This is a genomic window from Paenibacillus sp. J31P190, from assembly GCF_059692075.1.
In genome coordinates, this window is record NZ_JCAUAS010000012.1 from 120,757 (window position 1) to 143,304 (window position 22,548).

Annotated in this window: 19 protein-coding genes; 13 read left to right on the forward strand and 6 right to left on the reverse strand. The window is 44.0% G+C overall.

What is annotated here, in order from left to right; translation table 11 throughout:
- Nucleotides 1-179: 179 nt before the first annotated feature.
- The gene (locus tag AC58U0_RS21165) at nucleotides 180-452 is read right to left on the reverse strand and encodes a spore germination protein (protein ID WP_497380957.1); all 273 of its coding nucleotides are present in this window, start codon (nucleotides 450-452) and stop codon (nucleotides 180-182) included.
- A 128-nt stretch (nucleotides 453-580) separates the two neighbouring features.
- Between AC58U0_RS21165 and AC58U0_RS21170 the strand changes: the two genes are divergently transcribed.
- The 6 genes from AC58U0_RS21170 (at nucleotide 581) to AC58U0_RS21195 (ending at nucleotide 9,573) form a co-directional block, all read left to right on the forward strand.
- Nucleotides 581-2,899: a helix-turn-helix domain-containing protein gene (locus AC58U0_RS21170; protein ID WP_497380958.1), complete on the forward strand. Its 2,319-nt coding sequence runs from the start codon at nucleotides 581-583 to the stop codon at nucleotides 2,897-2,899.
- A 196-nt stretch (nucleotides 2,900-3,095) separates the two neighbouring features.
- On the forward strand, nucleotides 3,096-4,730 hold the full coding sequence (locus tag AC58U0_RS21175; RefSeq protein ID WP_497380959.1) for an extracellular solute-binding protein: 1,635 nt from the start codon (nucleotides 3,096-3,098) through the stop codon (nucleotides 4,728-4,730).
- Nucleotides 4,731-4,839: 109 nt separating this feature from the next.
- Nucleotides 4,840-5,796, forward strand: coding sequence for an ABC transporter permease (locus tag AC58U0_RS21180; RefSeq protein ID WP_497380960.1), 957 nt, complete (start codon nucleotides 4,840-4,842; stop codon nucleotides 5,794-5,796).
- Between the two features lie 15 nt (nucleotides 5,797-5,811).
- The gene (locus AC58U0_RS21185) at nucleotides 5,812-6,690 is read left to right on the forward strand and encodes a carbohydrate ABC transporter permease (protein WP_497380961.1); all 879 of its coding nucleotides are present in this window, start codon (nucleotides 5,812-5,814) and stop codon (nucleotides 6,688-6,690) included.
- A 15-nt stretch (nucleotides 6,691-6,705) separates the two neighbouring features.
- Nucleotides 6,706-8,904, forward strand: coding sequence for a glycosyl hydrolase family 95 catalytic domain-containing protein (locus tag AC58U0_RS21190; RefSeq protein WP_497380962.1), 2,199 nt, complete (start codon nucleotides 6,706-6,708; stop codon nucleotides 8,902-8,904).
- 33 nt (nucleotides 8,905-8,937) lie between these two features.
- Nucleotides 8,938-9,573 (forward strand): SGNH/GDSL hydrolase family protein, encoded by a 636-nt coding sequence (locus AC58U0_RS21195; protein ID WP_497380963.1) that lies wholly within the window; start codon nucleotides 8,938-8,940, stop codon nucleotides 9,571-9,573.
- A gap of 109 nt (nucleotides 9,574-9,682) precedes the next feature.
- Here AC58U0_RS21195 and AC58U0_RS21200 read toward each other — a convergent pair whose 3' ends face one another.
- Nucleotides 9,683-10,396, reverse strand: a complete 714-nt coding sequence (locus AC58U0_RS21200; protein WP_047677301.1) for a response regulator transcription factor — start codon at nucleotides 10,394-10,396, stop codon at nucleotides 9,683-9,685.
- 143 nt (nucleotides 10,397-10,539) lie between these two features.
- Between AC58U0_RS21200 and trmL the strand changes: the two genes are divergently transcribed.
- Together trmL and AC58U0_RS21210 are read left to right on the forward strand one after the other, a co-directional pair.
- Entirely contained in the window at nucleotides 10,540-11,004 is a 465-nt protein-coding gene (gene trmL, locus AC58U0_RS21205) for a tRNA (uridine(34)/cytosine(34)/5-carboxymethylaminomethyluridine(34)-2'-O)-methyltransferase TrmL (protein WP_497380965.1), read from the forward strand.
- Nucleotides 11,005-11,187: 183 nt separating this feature from the next.
- Nucleotides 11,188-11,442, forward strand: a complete 255-nt coding sequence (locus tag AC58U0_RS21210) for an AbrB/MazE/SpoVT family DNA-binding domain-containing protein (RefSeq protein ID WP_047677456.1) — start codon at nucleotides 11,188-11,190, stop codon at nucleotides 11,440-11,442.
- A gap of 385 nt (nucleotides 11,443-11,827) precedes the next feature.
- Here AC58U0_RS21210 and AC58U0_RS21215 read toward each other — a convergent pair whose 3' ends face one another.
- Genes AC58U0_RS21215 through AC58U0_RS21230 form a run of 4 tightly spaced genes read right to left on the reverse strand, consistent with a single transcriptional unit; the run spans nucleotide 11,828 to nucleotide 16,833 of the window.
- Entirely contained in the window at nucleotides 11,828-12,901 is a 1,074-nt protein-coding gene (locus AC58U0_RS21215) for a phosphodiester glycosidase family protein (RefSeq protein WP_497380966.1), read from the reverse strand.
- Complete coding sequence (locus AC58U0_RS21220; protein WP_047677233.1) at nucleotides 12,901-13,335, reverse strand: hypothetical protein; 435 nt, start codon at nucleotides 13,333-13,335, stop codon at nucleotides 12,901-12,903. The genes AC58U0_RS21215 and AC58U0_RS21220 overlap by 1 nt, the downstream gene beginning before the upstream one ends.
- Nucleotides 13,336-13,387: 52 nt before the next feature.
- On the reverse strand, nucleotides 13,388-15,016 hold the full coding sequence (locus AC58U0_RS21225) for a response regulator (RefSeq protein ID WP_497380967.1): 1,629 nt from the start codon (nucleotides 15,014-15,016) through the stop codon (nucleotides 13,388-13,390).
- The gene (locus AC58U0_RS21230; protein ID WP_497380968.1) at nucleotides 15,013-16,833 is read right to left on the reverse strand and encodes a sensor histidine kinase; all 1,821 of its coding nucleotides are present in this window, start codon (nucleotides 16,831-16,833) and stop codon (nucleotides 15,013-15,015) included. Before AC58U0_RS21230 ends, AC58U0_RS21225 begins: the two co-directional genes overlap by 4 nt.
- Before the next feature lie 157 nt (nucleotides 16,834-16,990).
- Here AC58U0_RS21230 and AC58U0_RS21235 point away from each other — a divergent pair, with 157 nt between their 5' ends.
- The 5 genes from AC58U0_RS21235 to AC58U0_RS21255 all read left to right on the forward strand — a co-directional run bounded on the left by AC58U0_RS21235 (nucleotide 16,991) and on the right by AC58U0_RS21255 (nucleotide 22,546).
- Complete coding sequence (locus AC58U0_RS21235; RefSeq protein ID WP_057304894.1) at nucleotides 16,991-17,875, forward strand: carbohydrate ABC transporter permease; 885 nt, start codon at nucleotides 16,991-16,993, stop codon at nucleotides 17,873-17,875.
- Nucleotides 17,875-18,711, forward strand: a complete 837-nt coding sequence (locus tag AC58U0_RS21240) for a carbohydrate ABC transporter permease (protein WP_497380970.1) — start codon at nucleotides 17,875-17,877, stop codon at nucleotides 18,709-18,711. Before AC58U0_RS21235 ends, AC58U0_RS21240 begins: the two co-directional genes overlap by 1 nt.
- Before the next feature lie 161 nt (nucleotides 18,712-18,872).
- Entirely contained in the window at nucleotides 18,873-20,192 is a 1,320-nt protein-coding gene (locus AC58U0_RS21245; RefSeq protein WP_057304896.1) for an ABC transporter substrate-binding protein, read from the forward strand.
- 104 nt (nucleotides 20,193-20,296) lie between these two features.
- On the forward strand, nucleotides 20,297-21,526 hold the full coding sequence (locus tag AC58U0_RS21250) for an MFS transporter (RefSeq protein WP_497380972.1): 1,230 nt from the start codon (nucleotides 20,297-20,299) through the stop codon (nucleotides 21,524-21,526).
- A 69-nt stretch (nucleotides 21,527-21,595) separates the two neighbouring features.
- Nucleotides 21,596-22,546, forward strand: a complete 951-nt coding sequence (locus AC58U0_RS21255) for an NAD(P)/FAD-dependent oxidoreductase (RefSeq protein WP_497380973.1) — start codon at nucleotides 21,596-21,598, stop codon at nucleotides 22,544-22,546.
- Nucleotides 22,547-22,548 lie beyond the last annotated feature (2 nt).

Below are 22,548 nucleotides of genomic sequence, written 5' to 3' on the forward strand. Positions count from 1 at the left end.
TTTTTACGAAAGAAACCAGCAAACCCTTGAGTTTGCTGGTTTCTTGCACTTCAAAACTTATTTGTCACCCAACACGTACTGGCCATTTCACAACAAAGACGGAATTGGGTAATCCCCACAAGCTAAACACAAGTGAAAAGATGCCCAGAGGAAAGACCACAAAGCGGTAATCCGACAAATTAAATAGTAGAAGTTCGAAGATTTTCAGTAAAGCCTTCGCGTGGACTATGGATTCCCACTTCAGCGGAAGGTTCATCTATGGCGCGTTTCTCCCATTTACACAATCCTAAAGCAAGACCGATTGCCTCGTTATCAAGCAGCAGGATCGGATTTCCACTCGAAAGATACTCAATGCATGTTGAGAATGTGTTGAATTCATTTACATGAGATACGGATATTTCCCCCTCGATGAGTTGCCTGATTTCGATGAATTCGCTGGCTTCCTCACACATAGTGGGGTAATTACATACTGATCGATTCCAGCTTTCCTTTTATATACAATATAAGTTCTTCAATCCTGCCATATTTTCTGTATAATGGTGGTGAAAGCAGTTACATCATGGCGATGAGGGGTACTCCAATGAATCTTGCTCGAATCCGCTTCAACAAACGCAGTGTTATCGTCACGTGGCTCATATCCTATATTTCTGTACTTCTTATCCCGATTATCATTAGTGGGATTCTATACGCAGCTGCCTGGCATGTTGTGGAATCGGAAGTCAACCGTGCGAACAAGTCAGCCCTAGAGCAGATGGAGCAAGCGATTGATAATAGCCTTCGCGGTATTGAGCGGTTAAGCTTGGAAATCGCTTTAAGCAAGATGGTAACTGGTTTCATGAATACGGTGAAGCCATTGACCGATAGCGACTATTACGATTTGGTCAGCATTGCCAACGATCTGCGGGTATACCAGACAGCGAATGATTTTATTGAACAAATCTATATCTACTACCGGAATAGCGACACGGTTATATCGACACGTGATCACACGAACAGCCGTATGTTGTTTGAAAAGATCCGCGAGAAAGACGGGATGAGCTACGAGGAGTGGGCGAAGTTTTTTGAGAAGCCTTACATCCAGGAGTATGCACCCATTACGTTTAGGGAAGACGGCCATTCAGTCAAAGCTGTGATGTATGCCAAATCCGTCATACTCGCCAACCCAGATCATCCAGGCGCAGTCATTTTATTTGTCATTAAGGATTCCAAGCTGCTGGATAATATTCCATCCACGTCGGATAAAACCTCAATAGCTGTACTCGATAAGGAAAACCGCCTAATTGCTTCAACTGGCTTTGAATCTAGAACGGACTTTCTGGATTACGACAATCTTTCTGGTAAAAATGGGATGTTTATCAGTGAGGACTCCGGCAAAAGGGCAGCCGTTTCTTATATCACCTCAAGCAGCACAGGTTGGAAATACATTTCAACGATTCCCGCCGAATTATATGATGACAAGATGAAATACATGAAGAAGCTGATTTACGCCAGTGTGATCTTGAGCCTTATCATGGGGGGAATTGTCACATATCTCTTTTTGAGAAAAAATTATAACCCAATCAACCTACTGATTCGGAGCTTTTCTGTGAAATCAGGGATATCTTTTCATGAAGGTTCGAACGAATACGGATTTTTACAGGATGCGTTGAATAATACGTTTGCAGAAAAAGAACAGATTGATAGGCGGCTGCATCAGCATCGTGATGCCATTCGTTCGCATTTTCTTCAGGGGCTGCTGAAAGGCCGTTTGGAACAAAATGTCCCGATACACGAATCGCTTGCTGCCCACGATATTCGTTTGGCTTCACCGTATTTTGCCGTTTTGTTATTTCACATCGAGCATTTCGGCAAGTTTGAGATTGACGAGTATGCCGCTCCTGAGAAAGTGAGAATGCTGCATTTCATTATTATGAATGTCGCTGAAGAAGTGATCGGTCATCACAATCAAGCTTTCATTACGGAAGTAGACAATATGCAAGCGTGCATCGTAAATTTCGGGACAGATCCGGATTCGCAAGAGTTGAAGCGTATTGCCGAGCAGGTGAAATCATTCTTACTAGAACATTTCCATGTCCATTTGACTGTGGCGATCAGCGGCATCCATCAGGAGCTCTATGGGATCCCACCAGCTTACCAGCAAACCTTGGCAGCCTTAGAGTACCGGCTCGTTATGGGCAGCGGGGAAATTATTGGCTACGATGATTTACCGAGTTCAGAAACGGTTAGGCAATCCAGAAGTTACTACTATCCATTGCCTGTAGAGCACCAGCTGATCAATTTTGTGAAGTCAGGGGATTTTGAAAAATCGAGTGCAATCATCGACGAAATCATCGAGACTAACGTATCGGATGCGTCCTTGTCCGTACCGCTCGCCAAGTGCCTCATGTTTGATTTGATAAGTACGCTGCTAAAAACGATGGATGAAATCGGTACGAGCAGCAATAATCAGGCGTTAATCGTAAAAACCGACCAAATCGACCGATTGATGAGCAGTTCAACCATCAAAGAGATGAAGGTACAGATTAGAGAAGTGTTGAGACAGGTGTGCCGATTCATTCAGGAAGACCGTGGGCAGGATAACAACCAACTTAGCCAGCAGGTCATCGAGTACGTCAAAAGCAATTACGCTGAAGAGAATCTGAACATCTCGATGGTGGGCGATAAGTTCGGGTTAACCCCTTCCTATTTATCCAAACAGTTTAAAGCACAGACGGGTGAAGCCTTGCTTGATTTTATTAGCAGAACTCGATTAGAAGAAGCAAAGCGGCTGCTTTCTCTTCAAGTCTTATCTGTCACGGACATTGCGAAAAAAGTCGGATACTCCGACATGAATACGTTCAATCGGATATTCAAGAAATTTGAGGGCATTACACCGGGCAAATATAAAGATATTCAATGACATGAGAGAAGCCGTACAAGCATGCTTGCGCGGCTTTTCCGTTTTTGCATAGCGATTGTGTAAATTGAAGGTTGATTATTATCGATTTTAATGATGCAGTTTCGGTTTTAACGATATCCGATTCATGGTTTTCGTTACATAATGAAACCACGGTGCACCGAAGTGCCTAGAAGCAATTCATCCGAGGGGGATTTACATGGGGAAATATGTGAACAAGAAGTCTTTTAGTATGGCATTAAGCGTTGTAGTGGCATCTAGTGTGTTCGTTGGTTGTTCCAAACAAGAGGCAGGTGTGAGCACGCCTTCACCTAAAGCATCTGCTGCCCCAACAGCGGCTGGAGCTAAGTATCCAATTAGTACGCAAGAAACGTTAACATCTTGGGAACAGATCGACACCAACTTGGCATCTTTTGTTCCTAATCTGGCGGAATCGCCGTTCGGCATGCAGCTTGAAAAAGAAACCGGTGTGAAAGTGAAGTATACACATCCGGCTGATGGGCAATCGAAGGAGCAGTTTAATCTAATGATTGCATCCAATAAATTACCGGATGTTATTGAATATAATTGGGGCGGAGGCGGGACTGCCGCTTATCCAGGCGGACCTGAGAAAGCGATTGCCGATAAAGTCATTCTTCCGCTCAACGATTTGATAGATAAGAATGCGCCGAATTTAAAGAAATTGCTTCAACAGGACAAGGAATTAGACAGGATGATCAAAACGGACAGCGGCAAATATTACGCATTTCCGATGATTCGTCCCGACAATGGGTTAGTATTCCGAGGACCGATGATTCGCAAGGACTGGTTGGATGAATTGAACCTGCAGGTTCCGAAGACGATCGATGAATGGTATATCGTGTTAAAAGCGTTCAAAGAAAAGAAAGGCGCAACTGCACCATTTACGGCTCAGTATAGTAACGAGCTGAACATTCAGGACGCATTTATTGGCGCCTTCAAAACGGCCAATCGATTCTATATCGATGATCAAGGAAAGGTGAAATACGGTCCAATCGATCCGCAGTTTAAAGATGCTTTGACTCTGCTGCGTAAATGGTATGCGGAAGGACTGCTTGATAAAGACTTTGCACTTAACACGGATTCTAAAGCGTTGGACAACAAATTAATGAGTGACAGTGCGGGAGCAACGGTAGGTCTTTTAAGCGGTGGGATGGGCAGATGGATGGATACCGGGAAGAAGAAAAACCCGAAATTCCAGCTGGTTGCAGCTCCATATCCGACTTTGAAGCAAGGGGAACGCGCTTTTATCGGTCAGCGTGATTTCAAGTACAATCCGGTTGCCAGTAAAGCCGTGTCAGGCGATTCAAAGAACGCTGAGCTCGCGGTTAAATGGATGGATTATGCTTATGGTGAAAAAGGCAGCTTGCTGTTCAACTTCGGTATTGAAGGCGACAGCTACAAGATGGAAAACAATGTCCCTAAATTTAGCGAGAAAATTACCAAAAATGAGAAGTTTAATCTTCAACAAATGGTATCTCAGTATACGAAGCCAAATGGTCCTTTTCTAGGTGACTCCCGAAAAAGCTTCAATACGTTCAAGGAGCAGGACGAAGCGATTAAAATTTGGGGTGAAACGGATGCAGCCAAGCATGTTATGCCGCTTTTCATTACACCAACAATAGACGAAAGCAAGGAAGTTGCCAAATTGAACACAGCGATTTCGAGCTATAAAGAAGAAATGTTCGTGAAATTCATTATGGGCAAGGAACCTATCGAGAAGTTCGATGAGTACGTAAAACGCATTAATGAAATGGGTATCGATAAGGTCACAAAAATCTATCAGGATGCGCTTGACCGCTATAACAAAAGATAACACCTTTTGGGTATCTTGCAGGTGAATACGGAATCATAAGCCAGCCTTTGGTAAGTGGCTTGTATTCACCTGCAAGGAATTAGCCCAAGGATAGAGAGGGAGCAGAGAAATGAACACAATCAGTCCTGAAACGGTCAGTACCTTCATACCGAAAAAGAGATCCCGAATAGGGATATTGATCGATATTCGTAAAAATAAACTGCTTTATGTGATGCTCTTTCCCGTACTGCTTTACTATGTGATCTTCCATTATGGACCGATGTATGGTGCTATTATCGCCTTTAAGGATTTTTCTCCACGCCTTGGTATTTGGGGGAGCGATTGGGTAGGCTTTGAGCATTTTCAAGCATTCTTCACTGGGCCGTATTTCTGGAGAACAATAAAAAATACAATACTTATCAGCTTCTATCAGCTATTGTTCGGATTCCCGGCACCAATCGTACTAGCGCTTCTTCTCAATGAAGTGAGACATGCCTTATTTAAACGCACGGTGCAGACCATTACGTATATGCCTCATTTCATTTCACTAGTTGTCATCTGCGGCATCATCAAAGATTTCACCGTTAGCGACGGCGTAATGAATGACATCATTGTCTTTTTCGGCGGGGAACGGACGACATTTTTACTTGAACCGAGCTTTTTTCGTTCCGTCTATGTATCTTCAGGTGTCTGGCAGCATATCGGTTGGGGAACGATAATCTTTTTGGCAGCTTTGACCGGCATTGATCAGGAGCAATATGAAGCGGCTAAAATAGACGGCGCAGGCAGGTGGAAGCAGATGATGAATGTGACGCTTCCTGGCTTAATGCCGACGATCATCATTCTGCTCATTTTGGAGATTGGAAGAATGATGAATGTCGGGTTCGAAAAGATCATTTTGCTTTATAATCCAGGCACTTATGAAACGGCTGATGTGATATCTTCTTACGTGTACCGGGTTGGTTTACAAGACTTCAATTATAGCTTCAGCTCGGCGGTTGGCTTGTTTAATTCGATGATCAATTTTATTCTGCTCATTTGTTCCAACTGGTTAAGCCGAAAATTAAATGATACTAGCTTATGGTAGAAAGGAGGCATAATCATGCTGAACCGGGCAACATTTTCAGAAAAAAGCTTTGATTCTATCAATGTGATTTTCTTGACTTTCTTGATGATCATTACGATATATCCTATCGTTTATGTGGCGTTTGCCTCTATTAGTGATGCTGGGGCTTTGATGGGGCACAAAGGCATTTTATGGCGGCCGCTCGGATTTTCATTGGATGCTTACACGAACGTGTTTCGAAACCCCATGATTCTGAAAGGATACGGGAATACGTTTTTTGTTGTGCTGGTGGGTCTGTTTTTCAATATTGTACTTACAGCTTTCGGGGCCTATGCGTTATCAAGAAAAAGTTTGGCCTACCGTAAACCGCTTCTGCTGTTTATCGTGTTTACCATGTTTTTCAGCGGTGGACTAATTCCTCTCTATTTGACGATTAAAGGAGTTGGACTCGTTGATTCGCTATGGGCGCTCATTATTCCTCAAGCGATTAACACATTTAATCTCATTCTGATGAAAACCGCGTTCGAAGCGATTCCGGATGCGTTGGAGGAGTCGGCTAAAATAGATGGCGCGAATGACTTTGTCATTTTGTTCCGGATCATTTTGCCGCTTTCCATGCCGGTTATTGCGGTTATGTTGTTGTATTATGGTGTCAGTCATTGGAATTCTTGGTTCAATGCGATGATTTTCTTGCAGGACCGGTCACTCTATCCGCTGCAGCTCGTCCTCCGCGAAGTTTTGCTCCAAGGGGAAGCAAGCTCAAATTTAGGGGCCTCGGACGGCGCTTCGGCCATGCTCTCGGTTACATTGAAATACGCGACCATTATTGTGGCAACGGTGCCAATTCTGCTTGTTTATCCCTTTCTCCAAAAATATTTCGTTAAAGGCGCTCTGATTGGAGCGATTAAAGGATAGGGGAGGATGCTTGCAATGAATGACTTAGAATGGGAACATTTTATGGCCGACAATGATATGGAATGGGTTGTAAAGCCAGTCAGTTGGGATGAAGGGGCCTTCCTTGGTAATGGCTCGATCGGCGCGATGGTGTATGGGGAGGAAAATGCGAAGAAACGGCACGTGCTCCGTTTTGTCACAGGACGCACAGATGTGACGGCAAACCGGACCGACAAAGCCGGCTTCCCTCCACGCGTGCCCATTGGTGAGCTTGACCTCGAGATGGAAGGTATGATTTATCATCCGACAAGCATGCGGGTAGACTTATGGAACGCGGAGCTTCGTGCTAATTTGACGACGACCCGGGGTGAGGTAAAGCTTCGCTCTATTGTCCATAGCGAGGAACCGGTTATGGCTATCGAGATGGAGACATCAGAAGGGGAGCGTGGCACGCAGTTCGCGTGGTATGCCTACCCGGAAGTGGATCACGTACTGAAAAATGCAGATGGCTTTAATTTAAATCAATATATACCTGCAACGGATATGGAAAAAATGGTTAAAGATGCCGTGAACCTTTGCATTCAGCGATATTCAGGCGAGGATGGGTGTGTAACAGCCTGGAAGGAAGTTCATGTGTCGCCAAATCGCCGAGTTTGCTACATGTCCGTTATTAATGGGCATAACGAAGCTGCGGTTGATAAAGCGGTGAATGCCGTTGTTCAAGCCTCTAGCGTTGATTTCGATGCATGGGTGGGCGTTCACCGCCTTTGGTGGCACAACTATTATCGGCAAAGCTTCGTGTCGGTTCCGGATGGGCGGCTCCAAAGCTTCTATTGGATACAAATGTATAAATTGGCTTCTGCCACGCGTGCAGATCATCCATTGATTGATAATCAAGGCCCATGGCTAACTTCAACGCCATGGCCTGGCGTTTGGTTCAATATGAATGTGCAAATGAGTTATTCACCGGTGTATACCGCAAATCGATTGGACATAGGGATGTCGCTTGTTCGCGCGTTAGTCGAAAACAGGGAAAATCTAATAACCAATGTTCCGGAGTCCTGCAGGCATGATTCTGCAGGACTTGGTCGGAGCTGCAGCTATGATTTGCGGGCCAAAGTAGATGATGAAGTAGGGAATTTGAACTGGATTTGCCATAATGTGTGGCGGCAGTATCGGTACAGCATGGATGATGAGATGCTCAAAACCATCTTATTTCCGCTTTTGCGCAGAAGTGTGAATTATTATCTTCACATTCTTGAAGAAGGCGATGATGGCTGTCTGCATCTTCCGCCTACTATTTCACCTGAATATGGTTCTTTTATGAAAACAAAGGTACGTGACTGTCATTATGACCTTGCTTTGCTGCGCTGGGGCTGCCAGACTCTTTTGGAAATATGCCAGCTTCTGACGGTGGCAGATCCGCTTACCGGGAAATGGGAGGAAGTACTGGAAAGGTTGACTCCGTTACCTGTAGATGAGACAGGGTTTATGATTGGACAAGACACACCTCTAGCATACGGTCATCGACATTTCAGTCATCTGCTTGCGATTTTTCCACTCCATTTGATCGGCTGCGATAAGGAAGAGGACCGGAAGCTGATCGCAACCTCGCTTCGTCATTGGATCGGAAAGGAAGGCGACTTGCGCGGCTTCAGCCTTACTGGGGCGGCTTCAATAGCTGCTATTCTCGGCTCAGGAGATGAAGCATTGCGTTATTTGCAATCGTTGATGTTGATCTTGAAACCGAATACAATGTATAAAGAAGCAGGGCCTGTCATCGAGACGCCCCTCGCGGGTGCAGAAGCGATCCACGACATGCTGCTTCAAAGCTGGGGCGGCAAGATACGCGTATTCCCAGCTGTGCCGGGCGAGTGGCAAGAAGCATCTTTCGAAAATTTGCGAACCGAAGGAGCTTTCTTAATCAGCGCGGTACGTCGCGATGGTGAAACCCAAATGATTCGAGTGAAGAGTTTGGCTGGGGAGCCGTGTATCATCAAGACAGGCTGGACCGGTGTAATTCACTGGACGATATCCGGAACCAGAGTTGCCGAGCATACCGTCTATGTAGAAGCGGGTGAAGACGAAATCATTTTGGATTTGAACAAGGGGGATGAAGCGATTCTTTCCCGAGGTACGGAGATGCCTGACTGGCGGATCTTTCCTGTGGAATCACCGCGAAAGGTTGCCCGCTATTTCGGCGGACATAAGCCTTGGCGCCTTTACGGATTTTAAAATGGTTAAATTCAGAGTAGGAGGATGTGCATCATGGGAGTGCCATTCAAGCAAGGTGACATCGTATTATTTCAAGGTGACAGTATTACGGATGCCGGCAGGGTGAGGGAAAATCCAGCTGATATGGGCAAAGGGTATGCACTGATGACAGCAGCACTTTTCGGTTCATCTTATCCGGAACAACAGGTCACATTCCTGAACCGGGGGATTAGCGGGAATCGAGTGAAAGATCTGCAGTCTCGTTGGGAACAGGACTGCACGGCATTGCAGCCGAGCTGGGTTTCGATCTATATCGGTATTAACGACTGCTGGAGACGATATGACCGAAACGATCCTACATCTGCGGAACAATTCGAAGAAGGTTACCGGGAACTGCTTGTCCGCACGAAAGAGGAGCTCGGGGCCAATCTGATTATGATCGAGCCATTCGTACTACCAGTGCCGGAAGACCGCAAGCTGTGGCGTGAGGATCTCGATCCCAAAATTAATGTCGTGCGGGAACTAGCCCGGGAATTTGGTGCCCTTTTGGTTCCGCTTGACGGTATATTCGCACAGGCTTCGATGCTCGCACCCTCCAGCTTCTGGGCACCAGACGGAGTACACCCGTCACCGGCAGGACATGCGCTAATAGCCAAAGCTTGGCTTAAGGCGGTTGGAGCGGCAATATAATTGATGGCCTTTTATATATATGCGTACATAAAGAAAATCCCCTGAGTTATCAGGGGATTTTTCGTATTAGTGCTCCGCCGGATGCGGAAGGGGAAAGGCGAAGAGGCCATTAAGCCAGCGATTCCTTCACAACAGGCTCAGTTAGCTTATAGCCAACGTTCCTGATGGTCATAATATATTCCGGGTTGCGTGCATTGTTCTCAATTTTATCTCTCAAGTGAGAAATATGCACATCGACGATGCGGGTATCTCCGAGGAAGTGATAGTCCCACACCCCATGGAGAAGCTGCTGTCTGCTAAGGACTTTGCCGCGATGTTTACACAGGAAGAGCAGCAGCTCGAATTCCTTAGGTGTAAGTTCAATCGGGGAGCCATTCACCATGACTTCGCGTTGATCGGCTTTAATGGCGATTTGGCCAATCGTGATGGGCGCATTTTCTGTCGAGGACGGTAAGGTTTGGATTCGCCGATGTATGGCCTGTATACGAGAAATGAGCTCCTGCGGTGAAAAGGGTTTGGTCATATAATCGTCAGCACCGTTATCCAAGCCGGCAATTTTATCCGTGAGATCCTGCATAGCTGTAAGCATAATAATGGGTACAAGGTTATTCTGGTTTCTAAGCTTGCGGCACACTTGGAACCCGTCCATCTTCGGCAGCATTAAGTCGAGAACGATGAGATCGGGGCGAAACGTTTGGATGGCATCGAAGACAGCTTCGCCATCGAATACGCAATGGACTTCAAAACCTACAAGCTTTAAGTTGAATTCTATAAGCATGGAAATGGAAGGTTCGTCATCAACAACTAGGATTTTCTTTTTCATCGATGGGTGGACTCCTTTTATCGAGGATAACTCTATTATGACAGCGCTCTATCATCGAGATATTAAGATAAAGTTAACCCAGTGTAAAATTGCATTCCGTATTCGCTTATAATAGGATAGAGAATGAGGTGAATTTGACAGAGATGGCTTTTCATATTGTATTAGTAGAACCTGAGATTCCTGCAAACACAGGCAACATTTCCAGAACCTGCGCAGCGACCGGCACATATCTCCATTTGGTTAGACCGCTAGGCTTTCAGACAGATGACAAGACGTTAAAGCGCGCTGGATTGGACTATTGGCACTCCGTTAAGCTCGAGTATCATGACTCATTTGATGAGGTGCTAAAGGCGTACAAAGAGCATCGTTTTTTCTTTGCAACAACGAAGGCAACCAAACGTTACACAGATTTTACATTTCAGGACGGAGACTTTTTTGTTTTTGGCAAAGAAACCAAAGGACTTCCTGAGGAACTGTTAGCACAGCATCCCGAAACATTGCTGCGGTTGCCAATGTCAGATGCGGTCAGATCGCTCAATTTATCGAATTCGGCAGCGATCATGCTGTATGAGGGCTTGCGGCAGACCGGCTTCGTTGGTCTTGATTAGAGCTTAAGGCCTATCAATATTAGGGCTGAGCCGACATATTTGACAGGAAAAGAAAGTTTCAGCATGTTATTAGCAGGAGTTTCTTAAATAACGGCGAATAGTAATCCGTATCAGTCCGTATAGATATGCTTGATGAAGTAGAGAGCATAGAAAACGTGAGCGGAAGAGAGGTGAAGTCCTATGATGAAACCAGCCGGAGTCGTTCGTAAAGTCGATCAATTGGGACGTATTGTACTGCCTAAGTCATTAAGAAAGCGATATCAAATGAATGAAGGAGATCCTGTCGAAATTTTGGTGCAGGGTGACCATATCATACTGGAGAGATATCGTCCAAAATGTGTGTTTTGCGGAAGTATGGAAAGTGTTAGTGAATTCAAAGAACGCTATATTTGCGGCGTATGTGTAACTGAAATGAACTTGCTAAAGGTTAGAGCGTAAGAGTAGTAAAAAGAAAAAGCATCGTTTCTCCTAGCGGAGAAAACAGATGCTTTTTTTCTTGCATGTCAATTGTTTATAAACCTTTTGTTTTGTCCTCGTTATAGGAAGCCGTCATCATAGCGACGATGAATAATAGAAAAACGGTGTTAACGAGCCAAAATGTTGCTGATAAACCAAACATTGCTGCACCTCCTAATATAGGGATCTTTTAGCGTGCTAAAAGTCTCTCAGCTTTGGGATCTTTTAGCGTGCTAAAAGTCTCTCAGCTTTGGGATCTTTTAGCGTGCTAAAAGTCTCTCAGCTTTGGGGATCCTAGAGCATAGTTAAGGCTTATTATACCCAACCATTCTAAAAAAAGAAACGAATAAAGTGTGAATAATTTCGGTTATTTAAAAAATAGAAAGTTGGTAGCTAGCGGTCTAAGCTTCCCATCAGATGGGCGATTGATGACGCTGCCCCCCATGACTAAAGTGGTGGAGCCGCCCCCATCCAAGTTATACGCATCCACAATGCCTAATTGCTGCATTTTGTCCTGCAGCTCGGCTAGTGTTGCTCCTGAATTACCGCTCTCGTCGTAACCGTCGGTCACAATAAATAACAGCTGGTCGTGCTTGTAGTTGGCCATGATGGTCCGCGCTGCTCTTGCCGGTGAGCTTTGCCACTGATAGGGAATCGACATTTTGTTACCATTCTTCAGGAGAACCGGAACGAAGGTAGATCCCATGACCGGGTTCAACTTGTCTAGCTCAGACTGAGAACTGAACTTTCCGCCAATGAGCTTGCGGTCTTTATTCAGGCCAATGAAGGTTGTATCGTTGTTGGTAGGAAAGAAGCCATTCACATACTTCCCATTCATCATGGTTGTGTCGAGCGGATAGCGTTTGCCTTTGTTATCATCGGCGAAGCCCCCTGCATTCACACCAGCGATAGCCCCATAACGTGTGACTGCATCCAGCGTTGTTTCACTGGAGCCAATTTTATCCTTGCCAAGCACAAGTTTAATGGCCTTATCGCTCTTAAGGTTTACTTTAAGAGCATAACCTTTATAGTTGCTTTCATTCAAAGCAAAAAGTTTTAAGTCGATATTCCCAGATGAAGCTTGTCGAATTGGGCTGCCGAGCTTGGCTGTTATCCGGGTATCATAGATAATCCCGGGTTTGGCAGCTTGTGCTGCAGCGTTCTGGAGCATGGCCGCTACTTCTGCGGCACTTTTCTCATAAAGCTCGAAATATTGCTGAATGATGGATTTGGTTTGCACAGCGTCGCTATTCGCTTTGGTCAGCAAGTTATCAAGCGTAAGCGTTTCTTGATGCAAAGAGATCGGCGTAGACGCCTTATGTATCAACGGTTGGATAGGGACGTTCGCCGTAACGAAGAGCAGCCAAATCAGCATCCCCAGAAACGGGGCGCAGGCAAGTAGAAGGACGCGGTTGATTTGTTGAATGCTGATTACGTTCATTACTTTAACACATCCAGATTTTTTTGCAGTTCTTCCAGCTTCTTCTTTACGTCGGCAAGCTGCGTATAAAGCTGGTTGCTGTTATCGGTTTTGCTGTTAGCGCTGTCCTTAGTGAAAGCCAGTAATTCATTCAGTGAGTCTACTTTTGTCTGTAAAGCTTTCATATCTGTCGTAACGCTATCTTTCAATTGGGTCACTTGCTTCTGATAGTCTTGTTGAACCACTTGCAGTTGTTGCTGGGTTTGCTGTGCGATATCGGTTGCAATTTTTTGCCTCAAATGCTCTGTGTACATCATAGCTGCGGCGACTCCGATTGCGATCAGCATGACCCAACCCACAAACAAGTATACGTACGTTTTCTTTCTTACCTTGGTAGCCTTCGAAGCGGCGCGAGGGAAAGAATTCGCAGTCGTAGTCTCGATGGGCATGTTCATGAAAATCACCTCTGTTTACTAGTATAACATATTCCATATTTTTTACAGAATTTTAGATAGAATTCGCTGTTTTTCGATATTCATTTGGGGTGAGTCCCTCTAGTTTTTTGAAAACTTTGCTGAAATATTTCTCGTCCTGGTAACCGACCATCTCCGCTACTTGTGAAATCCGAAGATGTGGATTACGCAGCAAGACCTTTGCTTTACTCATGCGAATTTGACCTAAATATTCAGAAAGATTTACTTCGAACTCTTGCTTGAATTTCCGTGAGATGTACTCGCGGCTGAGGTAGAATCGATTCGCGATATCCTGAAGAGAGACATCTTCGTGATAGTGCTTCTCAAGGAACTCGGCGATTTCAAAAATAACGCTTTTGTCCTTTTGCTGACTCTCAAGAAGCAGTTTCGATAAGTGAACAATACTCCGAGTGAGTTCCTGCTGCCACAGTGAGAGAGAAAGGATCCCGTACTCATCCAACGGAACGATTAGACTGGATGGCTCATCCAGGAGCAGCTGTTTGACCTGATCTTCACTAATGTTAGAGAAAAATTGCTGCACCCAGCGGCGCTTCATCACCCTATACTCCCGCCACCAATGGTCAAGCTGTTCGAGTGTAATGGCTTCACTCAGTTTGACGGCATCCATCCATGCTTGAACCGTTTCTTGAATTTGGTCTATGCTGCCACTGCGAATAGCGAGTTGAATTCTTTCCTCGTATTGACTGAAAGTAAGCGCAGGCTGAATCGTTTTGGCAGTTTTCAATGTACTGTGAATCCAAGTTTCCTTGGATTTGAGATTGCGCTGTCTGAGAGCATCACGGGCTTCCTGATAGGATAAAGCTAAATCCGTCGGGAAGGAGCGAGAGCTTCCGATACCGAAGTCCACGCGGGTATGAAGCGCGGTGCGTATCCCATCATTAATTTTAGCTAGAAATGCCTCAGAGCCAGATTGATCCTTCCATAGAAGCAAAACAATTTCGTTATCGCTGTTCCAATGGCGGAATGCATAGCCGCGCTGATCGTTAACGAGGAATTCATTACATATGTTAATGAGAGAGAAGAGCAGTAAATCCAGATTATGACTGAATTTGTTCTTCACACTGCGTTCCATCGTATCTAAAGATAAAATAGCAACACGACATTCTCGAGTTGTCCGAGATAAATGAAATTCTTTCTCGAGCTGCTCGGCCGCTTGATCATAAGCGGAGGGTTCGGCAATTAAGTTCGATAGCAGCTTGTCCCAGTACATGGGCTTAATTTGGTTCATTTCAATATTTAGCTCTCGATTAGTATGACGAAGCTCCTCATCCTTATTCCAAGCCTGAATGGCTTTATCTAACGCTTCATTTAATTGCTCGGGATCAATAGGCTTTAATATATAGTCCGTTCCCCCATACTTCAACGTATGGCGAAGTAGAGAGAAGTCGTCATGCCCGCTAATGACGACCGTCTTCGAGTCAGGAGCATGCGTATGCAGCCACTCCAGCAATTTTACACCATTCATAATGGGCATCATCATATCGGTCATAATAATCTCAGGATGATGGGTGTTCACCATATCAATAGCCGATTCACCATCTTGGGCCTCCAAAATGGTTTCTATGCCATACTGTTTCCAGTTGACTAGCAGACGGATGGCGTCGCGCACATGCTTTTCATCATCGACAAGTAATACTTTCATTCCGTTTGCTCCCTTTTCATAGGAATGTGAATGACAATCCTAAGACCTTGTGGTTGTACATGTTCAATATCAAGAGTTGCATCATCGGTAAAATAGAGCTGTACGCGGGTCAGCACATTACTAAGTCCAATACAGGCTGCATCGGTTATGGAAGGGGCATTCAGCCGGCTTTTTACCTCGCGCAACCGCTCCTCTGTTATACCAATCCCATTATCCTCAATAATGAGCTTTAAATATTCATCCTCACGATCTGTAGGCATCGTTGCCTGAATACGTAATAAGCCTGTGATTTCACTTGGTTTAAAACCGTGCTTAAAATAATTTTCCACAAGCGGTTGAAGGATCATCTTGGGTACAGAGATTGCTTTTGTACTTTCTTCTATGTCGTAAATAATTTCAAATTGATGCTCGAATCGCTGTTTTTGCAGCTCGAGATAAGCTTTAATATGTTCAATTTCCTTACGCAAAGGAACAACCGATTCGTTGGTGTTCATACTGTAATGCATCATTTTAGCCAGATACGAAATTAAAGCGTAAATCTTTGGAGCCTCGTGCTGTAAAGCTAATGTACCGATAGATTGCAGTGCGTTATTCAGAAAATGCGGATTGATCTGGGCTTGGAGTGCCATGAGCTGATTCGATTTGTTTGCAAGCTCTAAGCGGTATTCGCGCATGACCATTTGATTTAAATCTTGCATCAGGCCATGGAATCGATTGGCGAGAATGCCCATTTCATCCGTTCGAGTGAGCTCGATATCTGCATTCAATTGGCCTAACTGAACTTGTCCCGCTTGTATGCGTGTAATATAACGAAGTAATTGTTTGATGGGCTCTGTAAATTTAATGCTGATATAAATGGTTCCGGCAATGACAATCAACATAAACAGAGTAAGGATCAACGAATTAATTAACGTTAACTGTCTGGCACTTTTCGTTAATTGCTCGTAGGGAAGCCGCTTCACGATCGTCCAGTTCACATAGTCAGTTTTCATTTTTTCATAAATATTTATCCCCGCATAAGCGCCGTTTTTCCATTCATAGGAACCTTTTTGGAGATCACTATAAATCGCTTCATTCCCCCAGCTTGCTTCAAGAGGTTGTCCCCATTTAGAAACATCAGGACCGAACACGATGAACCCCTTATCATCCAGGATATACAGTTCTTCTTGGTCATGGGTGAATAAGCTTTGAGATATTTCTGAGACTAGATTCAGCTGAAGATCAATGATCAGCTCACCAATCGAGATGTTACTTGGGGAGTACATAATTTTACGGTGCATAGATAGGACAGGGGTTGGAGCAGAATACACATTAAGTGCAATATTGTAATTATGGCTTTCATGAGTGGTTTCAAAATAAACGGTTTTGTTCTCGGGGAACTGTCGAAGAGATTCATATTTACCGATCGTGCTTCCTTGAATGTCGCTGCTCGCTAAATAAGAACGGTCGCTAACGGAGGCGTAAAGATAAATTTGTTTGATCTCTTTAACCGAGTGGGACATGACCTGCAGTCCGCTTTTGATAACCTTATCACTCATGTAGTCGATTTCTCGCTCGGTTTGCAGAATATCGTAAAGATAACCAACAGATGAATACTGACCTGTATAAATCGTAGTGGATGCTTGGACAACACCATTTAAGTAGTTCAACAAATTCATTTTTGCTTGAGATATCAGGGCCGAATTATTCGTAATTGTGTCTTCTGTGACTTTCTCCTTGGTGAATATATAAGAAACAACAATGGATGTAGTGAATGGAACTAAGGTCGCAATGAGCAGAAAAAGGATTAATTTATTGCGTATACTATGACGGAACAAGGTGTATCAACTCGGTTTCTTTTTAGACTTTTCACCCTACATTGTAGCAGGAGAGGTCAACAAATTCCACCTAATGCATCACGATAATCTGTGTTTTGCCAAGAACAAGGGCTTTATACTTAGGGTATAGTTACATAATCGTAAGGGGGAAATTCCCATGAAGGCCAACAAAGGGTTAGCAGGACTTATCCAACAATGGGTGTTTATCGGACCAGCGTTGATCTTTTTCGCGCTCATTGTTGTTACTCCTTTTCTCATGAGTATTTATTATTCATTTACCGAGTGGAATGGTGTGACAACAACCGTGAAGTTCAACGGTCTAGACAATTTCAAACACCTTCTTTTTCATGACACGGACTATCGCAACGCATTCTGGTTTACAACAAGAATAACTGTGACGGATGTCATTCTCACGAATCTTGTCGGGTTTCTTTTGGCGCTCTTGCTCACACAGGCACTGAAAACCAGAAATGTACTGCGTACTATTTTCTTCATGCCGAACGTTATTGGTGGATTATTGCTTGGTTTCATCTGGCAGTTTATTTTCGTCAAAGGGTTCGGGACACTAGGTGAAATAACGAATCTAAGTTTTTTCCAACTACCTTGGTTAGGTGATGCTCCAACCGCTTTCTGGGCGATCGCCATCGTTAGTATTTGGCAAGGTTCCGGCTACTTAATGATCATTTATATTGCGGCGCTTTCGAATGTGCCCAAAGATATGGTTGAAGCGGCCTATATTGATGGAGCTACGCGATTACAAGTACTTAAGAACATTATCATTCCACTCATTATGCCGGCAGTTACGGTATGTTTGTTCCTCACAATTTCATGGAACTTCAAGATGTTTGATCTAAACTTTGCCTTGACCAAAGGCGGACCTTTCAACTCAACAGAATCTGTTTCCATCAATATTTATCAAGAAGCGTTCCGGAATAACAACTACGGTTTAGGAACAGCAAAAGCGTTAGTATTCTTCGTTGTAGTGGCCATTATTTCGACCATCCAAGTCATGTATACGAAACGCAAGGAGGTTGAAGTTTAATGGAATCTGTCAAAAAATACTCTGGACGACTTTTCACACTCGAGGTGCTTGGCATCTTGATTGGACTTTTATTTCTAGTCCCTTTCTACTTTGTCATCGTCAACTCCCTTAAGACATTTCCGGAACTGGCCGCTAGCACAGCTAAGCTTCCGTCAAGCTTATATCTAGACAACTATACGAAGGTATGGTCAATCATGAAGTTCCCAAGTGCGTTTATGAACTCTTTAATTATTACAGTGCTCAGTAATGTGGGGCTTGTATTGATTAGTTCCATGGCCGCTTATCGAATGGTACGCAAATCAAGTAAATTCAACAATCTTGTATTTATTGCTTTCGTTGCTGCCATGGTTATTCCGTTTCAATCCATCATGATCCCGCTTGTGCGTGTGGCTAATGCAGTTGGACTCATGGATAGCAAGTTCGGTTTGATTATTTGTTATTTTGGATTTGGTGTTTCACTGAACGTCTTCTTGTTTCATGGTTTTATTAAATCCATTCCACTTGAAATTGAAGAGTCAGCCACTGTGGATGGCTGCTCGCCGTATGGGGTATTTTGGCGAATTGTTTTCCCGCTGTTAAAGCCGATGTCCACGACAGTCATTATCTTAAACAGTTTATGGATATGGAATGATTATTTATTGCCTTCACTCGTGTTAAATAGTCCAGATCTGAGAACAATACCTTTAGCTACATTCTCCTTCTTTGGTCAATATACGAAACAATGGGATTTGGCCTTGGCTGGTCTAACACTTGGCGTCCTGCCGATCGTTATTTTCTTCTTGGCCATGCAGAGACATATTGTAGAAGGCATTACGGCAGGTTCGGTAAAAGGTTAACAGTTTTGCAAATATGTTCAAAATCTTCCACCTTTATGTTCAATATCCTCTGTGTTAAGGGTTTAAGTAAGTGTTTACAATAAACCATGTAAGCTGATGACGAGCTAATGAGACGTTATCAGGGTAAGCTGATTGAAACTTAAAAGGGAGGCTTTACCTTAATGAAAAAATTAACAATGATCAGTATGGCTGCTGTACTTTCACTATCTTTAGTTGCCGTTGGTTGCGCGAAGAAAGAAACAGCGCCAACGCCAAGTGCAACTACGGGTGGAGCGGCAACAGCAACACCTGCTGCAGGCGGTAAACAAGTTACAATTAAAATGTTCCAATTCAAGGTAGAAATCGCCGATCAACTTGGCAAATTAATTCAAGAATATCAAAAGCTAAATCCTAATGTTAAAATTCAAGTTGACACAGTAGGCGGCGGTGCTGACTACGGCGCAGCATTACTTGCGAAGTTCAACTCGGGTGACAAACCGGACATTTTCAACAACGGTGGTTTCTCGGATATGGATAAATGGATCGAAAACCTGGAAGATCTTTCGGATCAACCATGGGTTAATGATCTTGTAGATGTAGCAAAAGAGCCAATGACGAAAAACGGTAAATTGTATGGACAACCGCTGAACCTAGAAGGTTATGGTTTCCAATACAATAAAGACTTGTTTACACAAGCCGGCATTACCGAATTGCCAAAAACACTCACACAACTCGAAGATGCGGCTAAAAAGCTTCAAGCCAAAGGCATCACACCTTTCGAAACTGGCTATGGCGAGTGGTGGGTTCTAGGTAACCACTTCGTAAACCTTCCTTTTGCTTACCAAAAGGATCCAAATGCCTTCATTGATGGCTTGAACAAAGGAACAGCAAAAATTCCGGGTAACGAAGTATTTAATCAATGGTCGAAACTATTTGATCTACAATTGAAATATGGTAACAAAAATCCGCTTCAAACCGACTACAATACACAAGTAACAGACTTTGCTACTGGTAAAGCAGCAATGACACAACAAGGTAACTGGACACAAGTCCAAATCACGAAAACGAACCCGAACATCAAAATTGGCTTCTTGCCAATGCCGATCAGCGATGACGCTGCAGCGAATGATAAATTGTTCGTTGGTGTACCAAACAACTGGGTTATCAACAAAAACTCTGCTGTGAAAGACGAAGCTAAGAAATTCTTGAACTGGATGGTAAGCTCTGATGTAGGTAAGAAATACATCACGGAAGAATTCAAATTCATTCCAGCTTTCAAATCCATTCCTGCTGACGAGAAAGTTCTAGGACCTTTGGCAGCTGACATTATCGCTTACAGCAAAGCTGGTAAAACACTTAGCTGGAACTGGTTCAAATTCCCAGGCGGCGAAGCTTCCAGTAAAAAATTCGGCGATATTATGCAAGGTTATGTTGCGAAGAAGTACACGAAGGATCAAATGCTTGAGGAATTCCAGAAAACATGGGATAGCCTTAAGAAGTAACTCAATAATGGGTAGTAATAAAGCCTCAGCGCCAATGCTGAGGCTTTTTGCTGTTTAACAGAAAACGAATAGGCTGTTACAATGAAGAAGACTGGAGGTCTATGATGATAATAAGAATCAGGTCTTGGCTGCATAGCAGAGGAAATTCACTTCCGCGTGAGAAGCAATTGTCTCGTGAGGCCGTAATTTCATTAATTATTCATTCTATTTTTCAGTTTGGCGCTTCCATGTCGGGCGTGTTCTTAAACTTGTACTTATGGCGGTTAACGCACAGTGTCGTAGTGAATGGTACATACAGCATGATTGTTTTCATCTTAACACCGATTGGCTTTGCACTTGGCGGCCTCATGATTAAGAAGAAAGACCGAATGGTATCGTATCGTCTAGGTATCATGCTCATAGGTCTTTTTTATTTGAGCGTCATTCTAGCCCAAGAGACACTGGTCGAATACTATATACTATTTGCCATTTTTAATGGACTTGCGGGTGCTTTTTATTGGGTAGGTTATTTAACCCTGATGTATGATGTGTCTAACGAACAGAACCGGATTCGATATCTTGCCTTTAATATGATTTTTTTCACAGCAGCAACCTTAGCGGGGCCGGCTCTTGCCGGGTTCATTATCCGTTTAAAAGAAGGGCTTAGCGGCTACACGATCGTCTTCTCAATCGCATTCTGTATGTTCTTACTAGCGGCGCTGATTTCATTGAAAATTAAAGCTTCAAGCGGACATCATAGAGTTTATTACTTGAAGCTGACTGGTCTTATTATGAAGAAAGAACGTGACTGGTTAAAAGCGCTGTTTGGATTTTTGGGAATGGGTTTGCTGCAAGGGACGATGCTTTTCTTACCGAATATTCTGCTTTTCAAAGTGATGCCGCGTGAAGATATTGTGGGCTATCTCGGTGTATTATACTCAAGTCTATCGATCGTAATGGGCCTTTTTATATCTAAATACGCAAACGCTAGTAAAGCTCGTCTTTATTTAGCCATATCAACACTTGGTTACCTTATTGGTGTATCTTTTTTACTAGGAAATGTTAATGTATGGACCGTTGTTAGTTTCATGATTTTACACTCTATTTTCGCACCGCTGCAAGGGAATACGATGACAGGCTATTATTATGGCCTCATTGCGAAGCTGCCGCTTAAAGGTCAATTGAAAGTAGAAAGTGTGGTTGTTCGGGAATTTTTCTTGAATGTCGGACGTGTGATTTCAATTACCTGTTTAATCTCATTTGGCAGTGATTTGGATGGGGGCTGGATTCCATGGATTTTAATGATGGCAGCGATGTCACAAATTGCCCTTGTATGGTCGATTAAGAATCAATAAGATGAGCATGAAAGCGCGTTAACTCGGATATCCTAGGAAGTAGATGACAGGAGAAGAGGACGTGCGGTTATGGAGCAGTATGACAGCATGATTGTTGGCGGAGGTATTGCTGGACTTCAAGCGGCTATTCAATTAGGAAGATATGAGCATCGTGTGCTTGTTATAGATGCCGGTTATGGCCGGTCTACACTATGTAAAAGTTATCATAACCTTTTGGGGTGGCCAGATGGTGTATCGGGTGAAGAGCTTCGCCGATTGGGGAGGCTTCAAGCTGAGAAGCTGGGTGTTATTTTCGCTAAAGATGAAGTTGTACAAGCCGTAAACAAAGGGAAGCCTGGGGATGGATTTGAGCTATGGGGGAAGTCGGGTAAGGGATATGAAGCCCCAACTTTACTCTTGGCTACAGGGCTTCTAGACCGTATTCCCGAGCTGCCTAATCTGAAAAACTGTCTAGGGCTGACTGTTTACGTCTGTCCAGATTGCGATGGCTATGAGGTTAAAAACAAACAGACTGTTGTGATGGGTTCTGGTGATTCTGGAGCGGAAATGGCCCTGACGCTTAGTACGCGTACGGACAAGCTGACCTATGTAAATCATGAGCAGAAAGCAGTGAAGAGCGAACTACTAGCAAAGCTGAAGGAAAAGAGAATCACCTATGTCGCGGAAGATATTGGGGAGGTCATGGCTGAAACCAATGGCTTATTTGGCGGTGTTGTTTTAGCAAATGGGGAACGAATCGGTGCGGAGCGTGGGTTTATTGCCTTCGGCGGGAATGAAGTGAAGTCGGATTTGGCACGGCAATTAGGCGCGGAGCGATTGGAGAATCGCCACATTGTAACGGATCCCCGCAGCAAAATGACGAGTGTGCCGTTCGTCTGGGCAGCTGGGGATGTAGGCGTTCATGCGGAACAAGTCACTATTGCTATGGGAGAAGGGGCGCAGGCGGCGATTTGGATGAACAAAGCACTGTTGATGTTAAAAGAAGAAGCGAACATACATCGAGTTGTAGTTCGCTCTTAAGG

What these genes read in the sequence shown, in the direction of transcription:
- AC58U0_RS21170 (WP_497380958.1), top strand. Translation starts at nt 581, where the DNA reads ATGAATCTTGCTCGAATCCGCTTCAACAAACGCAGTGTTATCGTCACG.
- AC58U0_RS21255 (WP_497380973.1), top strand. Translation starts at nt 21,596, where the DNA reads ATGGAGCAGTATGACAGCATGATTGTTGGCGGAGGTATTGCTGGACTT.
- AC58U0_RS21190 (WP_497380962.1), top strand. Translation starts at nt 6,706, where the DNA reads ATGAATGACTTAGAATGGGAACATTTTATGGCCGACAATGATATGGAA.
- AC58U0_RS21245 (WP_057304896.1), top strand. Translation starts at nt 18,873, where the DNA reads ATGAAAAAATTAACAATGATCAGTATGGCTGCTGTACTTTCACTATCT.
- AC58U0_RS21165 (WP_497380957.1), bottom strand. Translation starts at nt 452, where the DNA reads ATGTGTGAGGAAGCCAGCGAATTCATCGAAATCAGGCAACTCATCGAG.
- AC58U0_RS21175 (WP_497380959.1), top strand. Translation starts at nt 3,096, where the DNA reads ATGGGGAAATATGTGAACAAGAAGTCTTTTAGTATGGCATTAAGCGTT.
- AC58U0_RS21180 (WP_497380960.1), top strand. Translation starts at nt 4,840, where the DNA reads ATGAACACAATCAGTCCTGAAACGGTCAGTACCTTCATACCGAAAAAG.
- AC58U0_RS21215 (WP_497380966.1), bottom strand. Translation starts at nt 12,901, where the DNA reads ATGAACGTAATCAGCATTCAACAAATCAACCGCGTCCTTCTACTTGCC.
- AC58U0_RS21210 (WP_047677456.1), top strand. Translation starts at nt 11,188, where the DNA reads ATGAAACCAGCCGGAGTCGTTCGTAAAGTCGATCAATTGGGACGTATT.
- AC58U0_RS21225 (WP_497380967.1), bottom strand. Translation starts at nt 15,016, where the DNA reads ATGAAAGTATTACTTGTCGATGATGAAAAGCATGTGCGCGACGCCATC.
- AC58U0_RS21240 (WP_497380970.1), top strand. Translation starts at nt 17,875, where the DNA reads ATGGAATCTGTCAAAAAATACTCTGGACGACTTTTCACACTCGAGGTG.
- AC58U0_RS21250 (WP_497380972.1), top strand. Translation starts at nt 20,297, where the DNA reads ATGATAATAAGAATCAGGTCTTGGCTGCATAGCAGAGGAAATTCACTT.
- AC58U0_RS21220 (WP_047677233.1), bottom strand. Translation starts at nt 13,335, where the DNA reads ATGAACATGCCCATCGAGACTACGACTGCGAATTCTTTCCCTCGCGCC.
- trmL (WP_497380965.1), top strand. Translation starts at nt 10,540, where the DNA reads ATGGCTTTTCATATTGTATTAGTAGAACCTGAGATTCCTGCAAACACA.
- AC58U0_RS21185 (WP_497380961.1), top strand. Translation starts at nt 5,812, where the DNA reads ATGCTGAACCGGGCAACATTTTCAGAAAAAAGCTTTGATTCTATCAAT.
- AC58U0_RS21195 (WP_497380963.1), top strand. Translation starts at nt 8,938, where the DNA reads ATGGGAGTGCCATTCAAGCAAGGTGACATCGTATTATTTCAAGGTGAC.
- AC58U0_RS21235 (WP_057304894.1), top strand. Translation starts at nt 16,991, where the DNA reads ATGAAGGCCAACAAAGGGTTAGCAGGACTTATCCAACAATGGGTGTTT.
- AC58U0_RS21200 (WP_047677301.1), bottom strand. Translation starts at nt 10,396, where the DNA reads ATGAAAAAGAAAATCCTAGTTGTTGATGACGAACCTTCCATTTCCATG.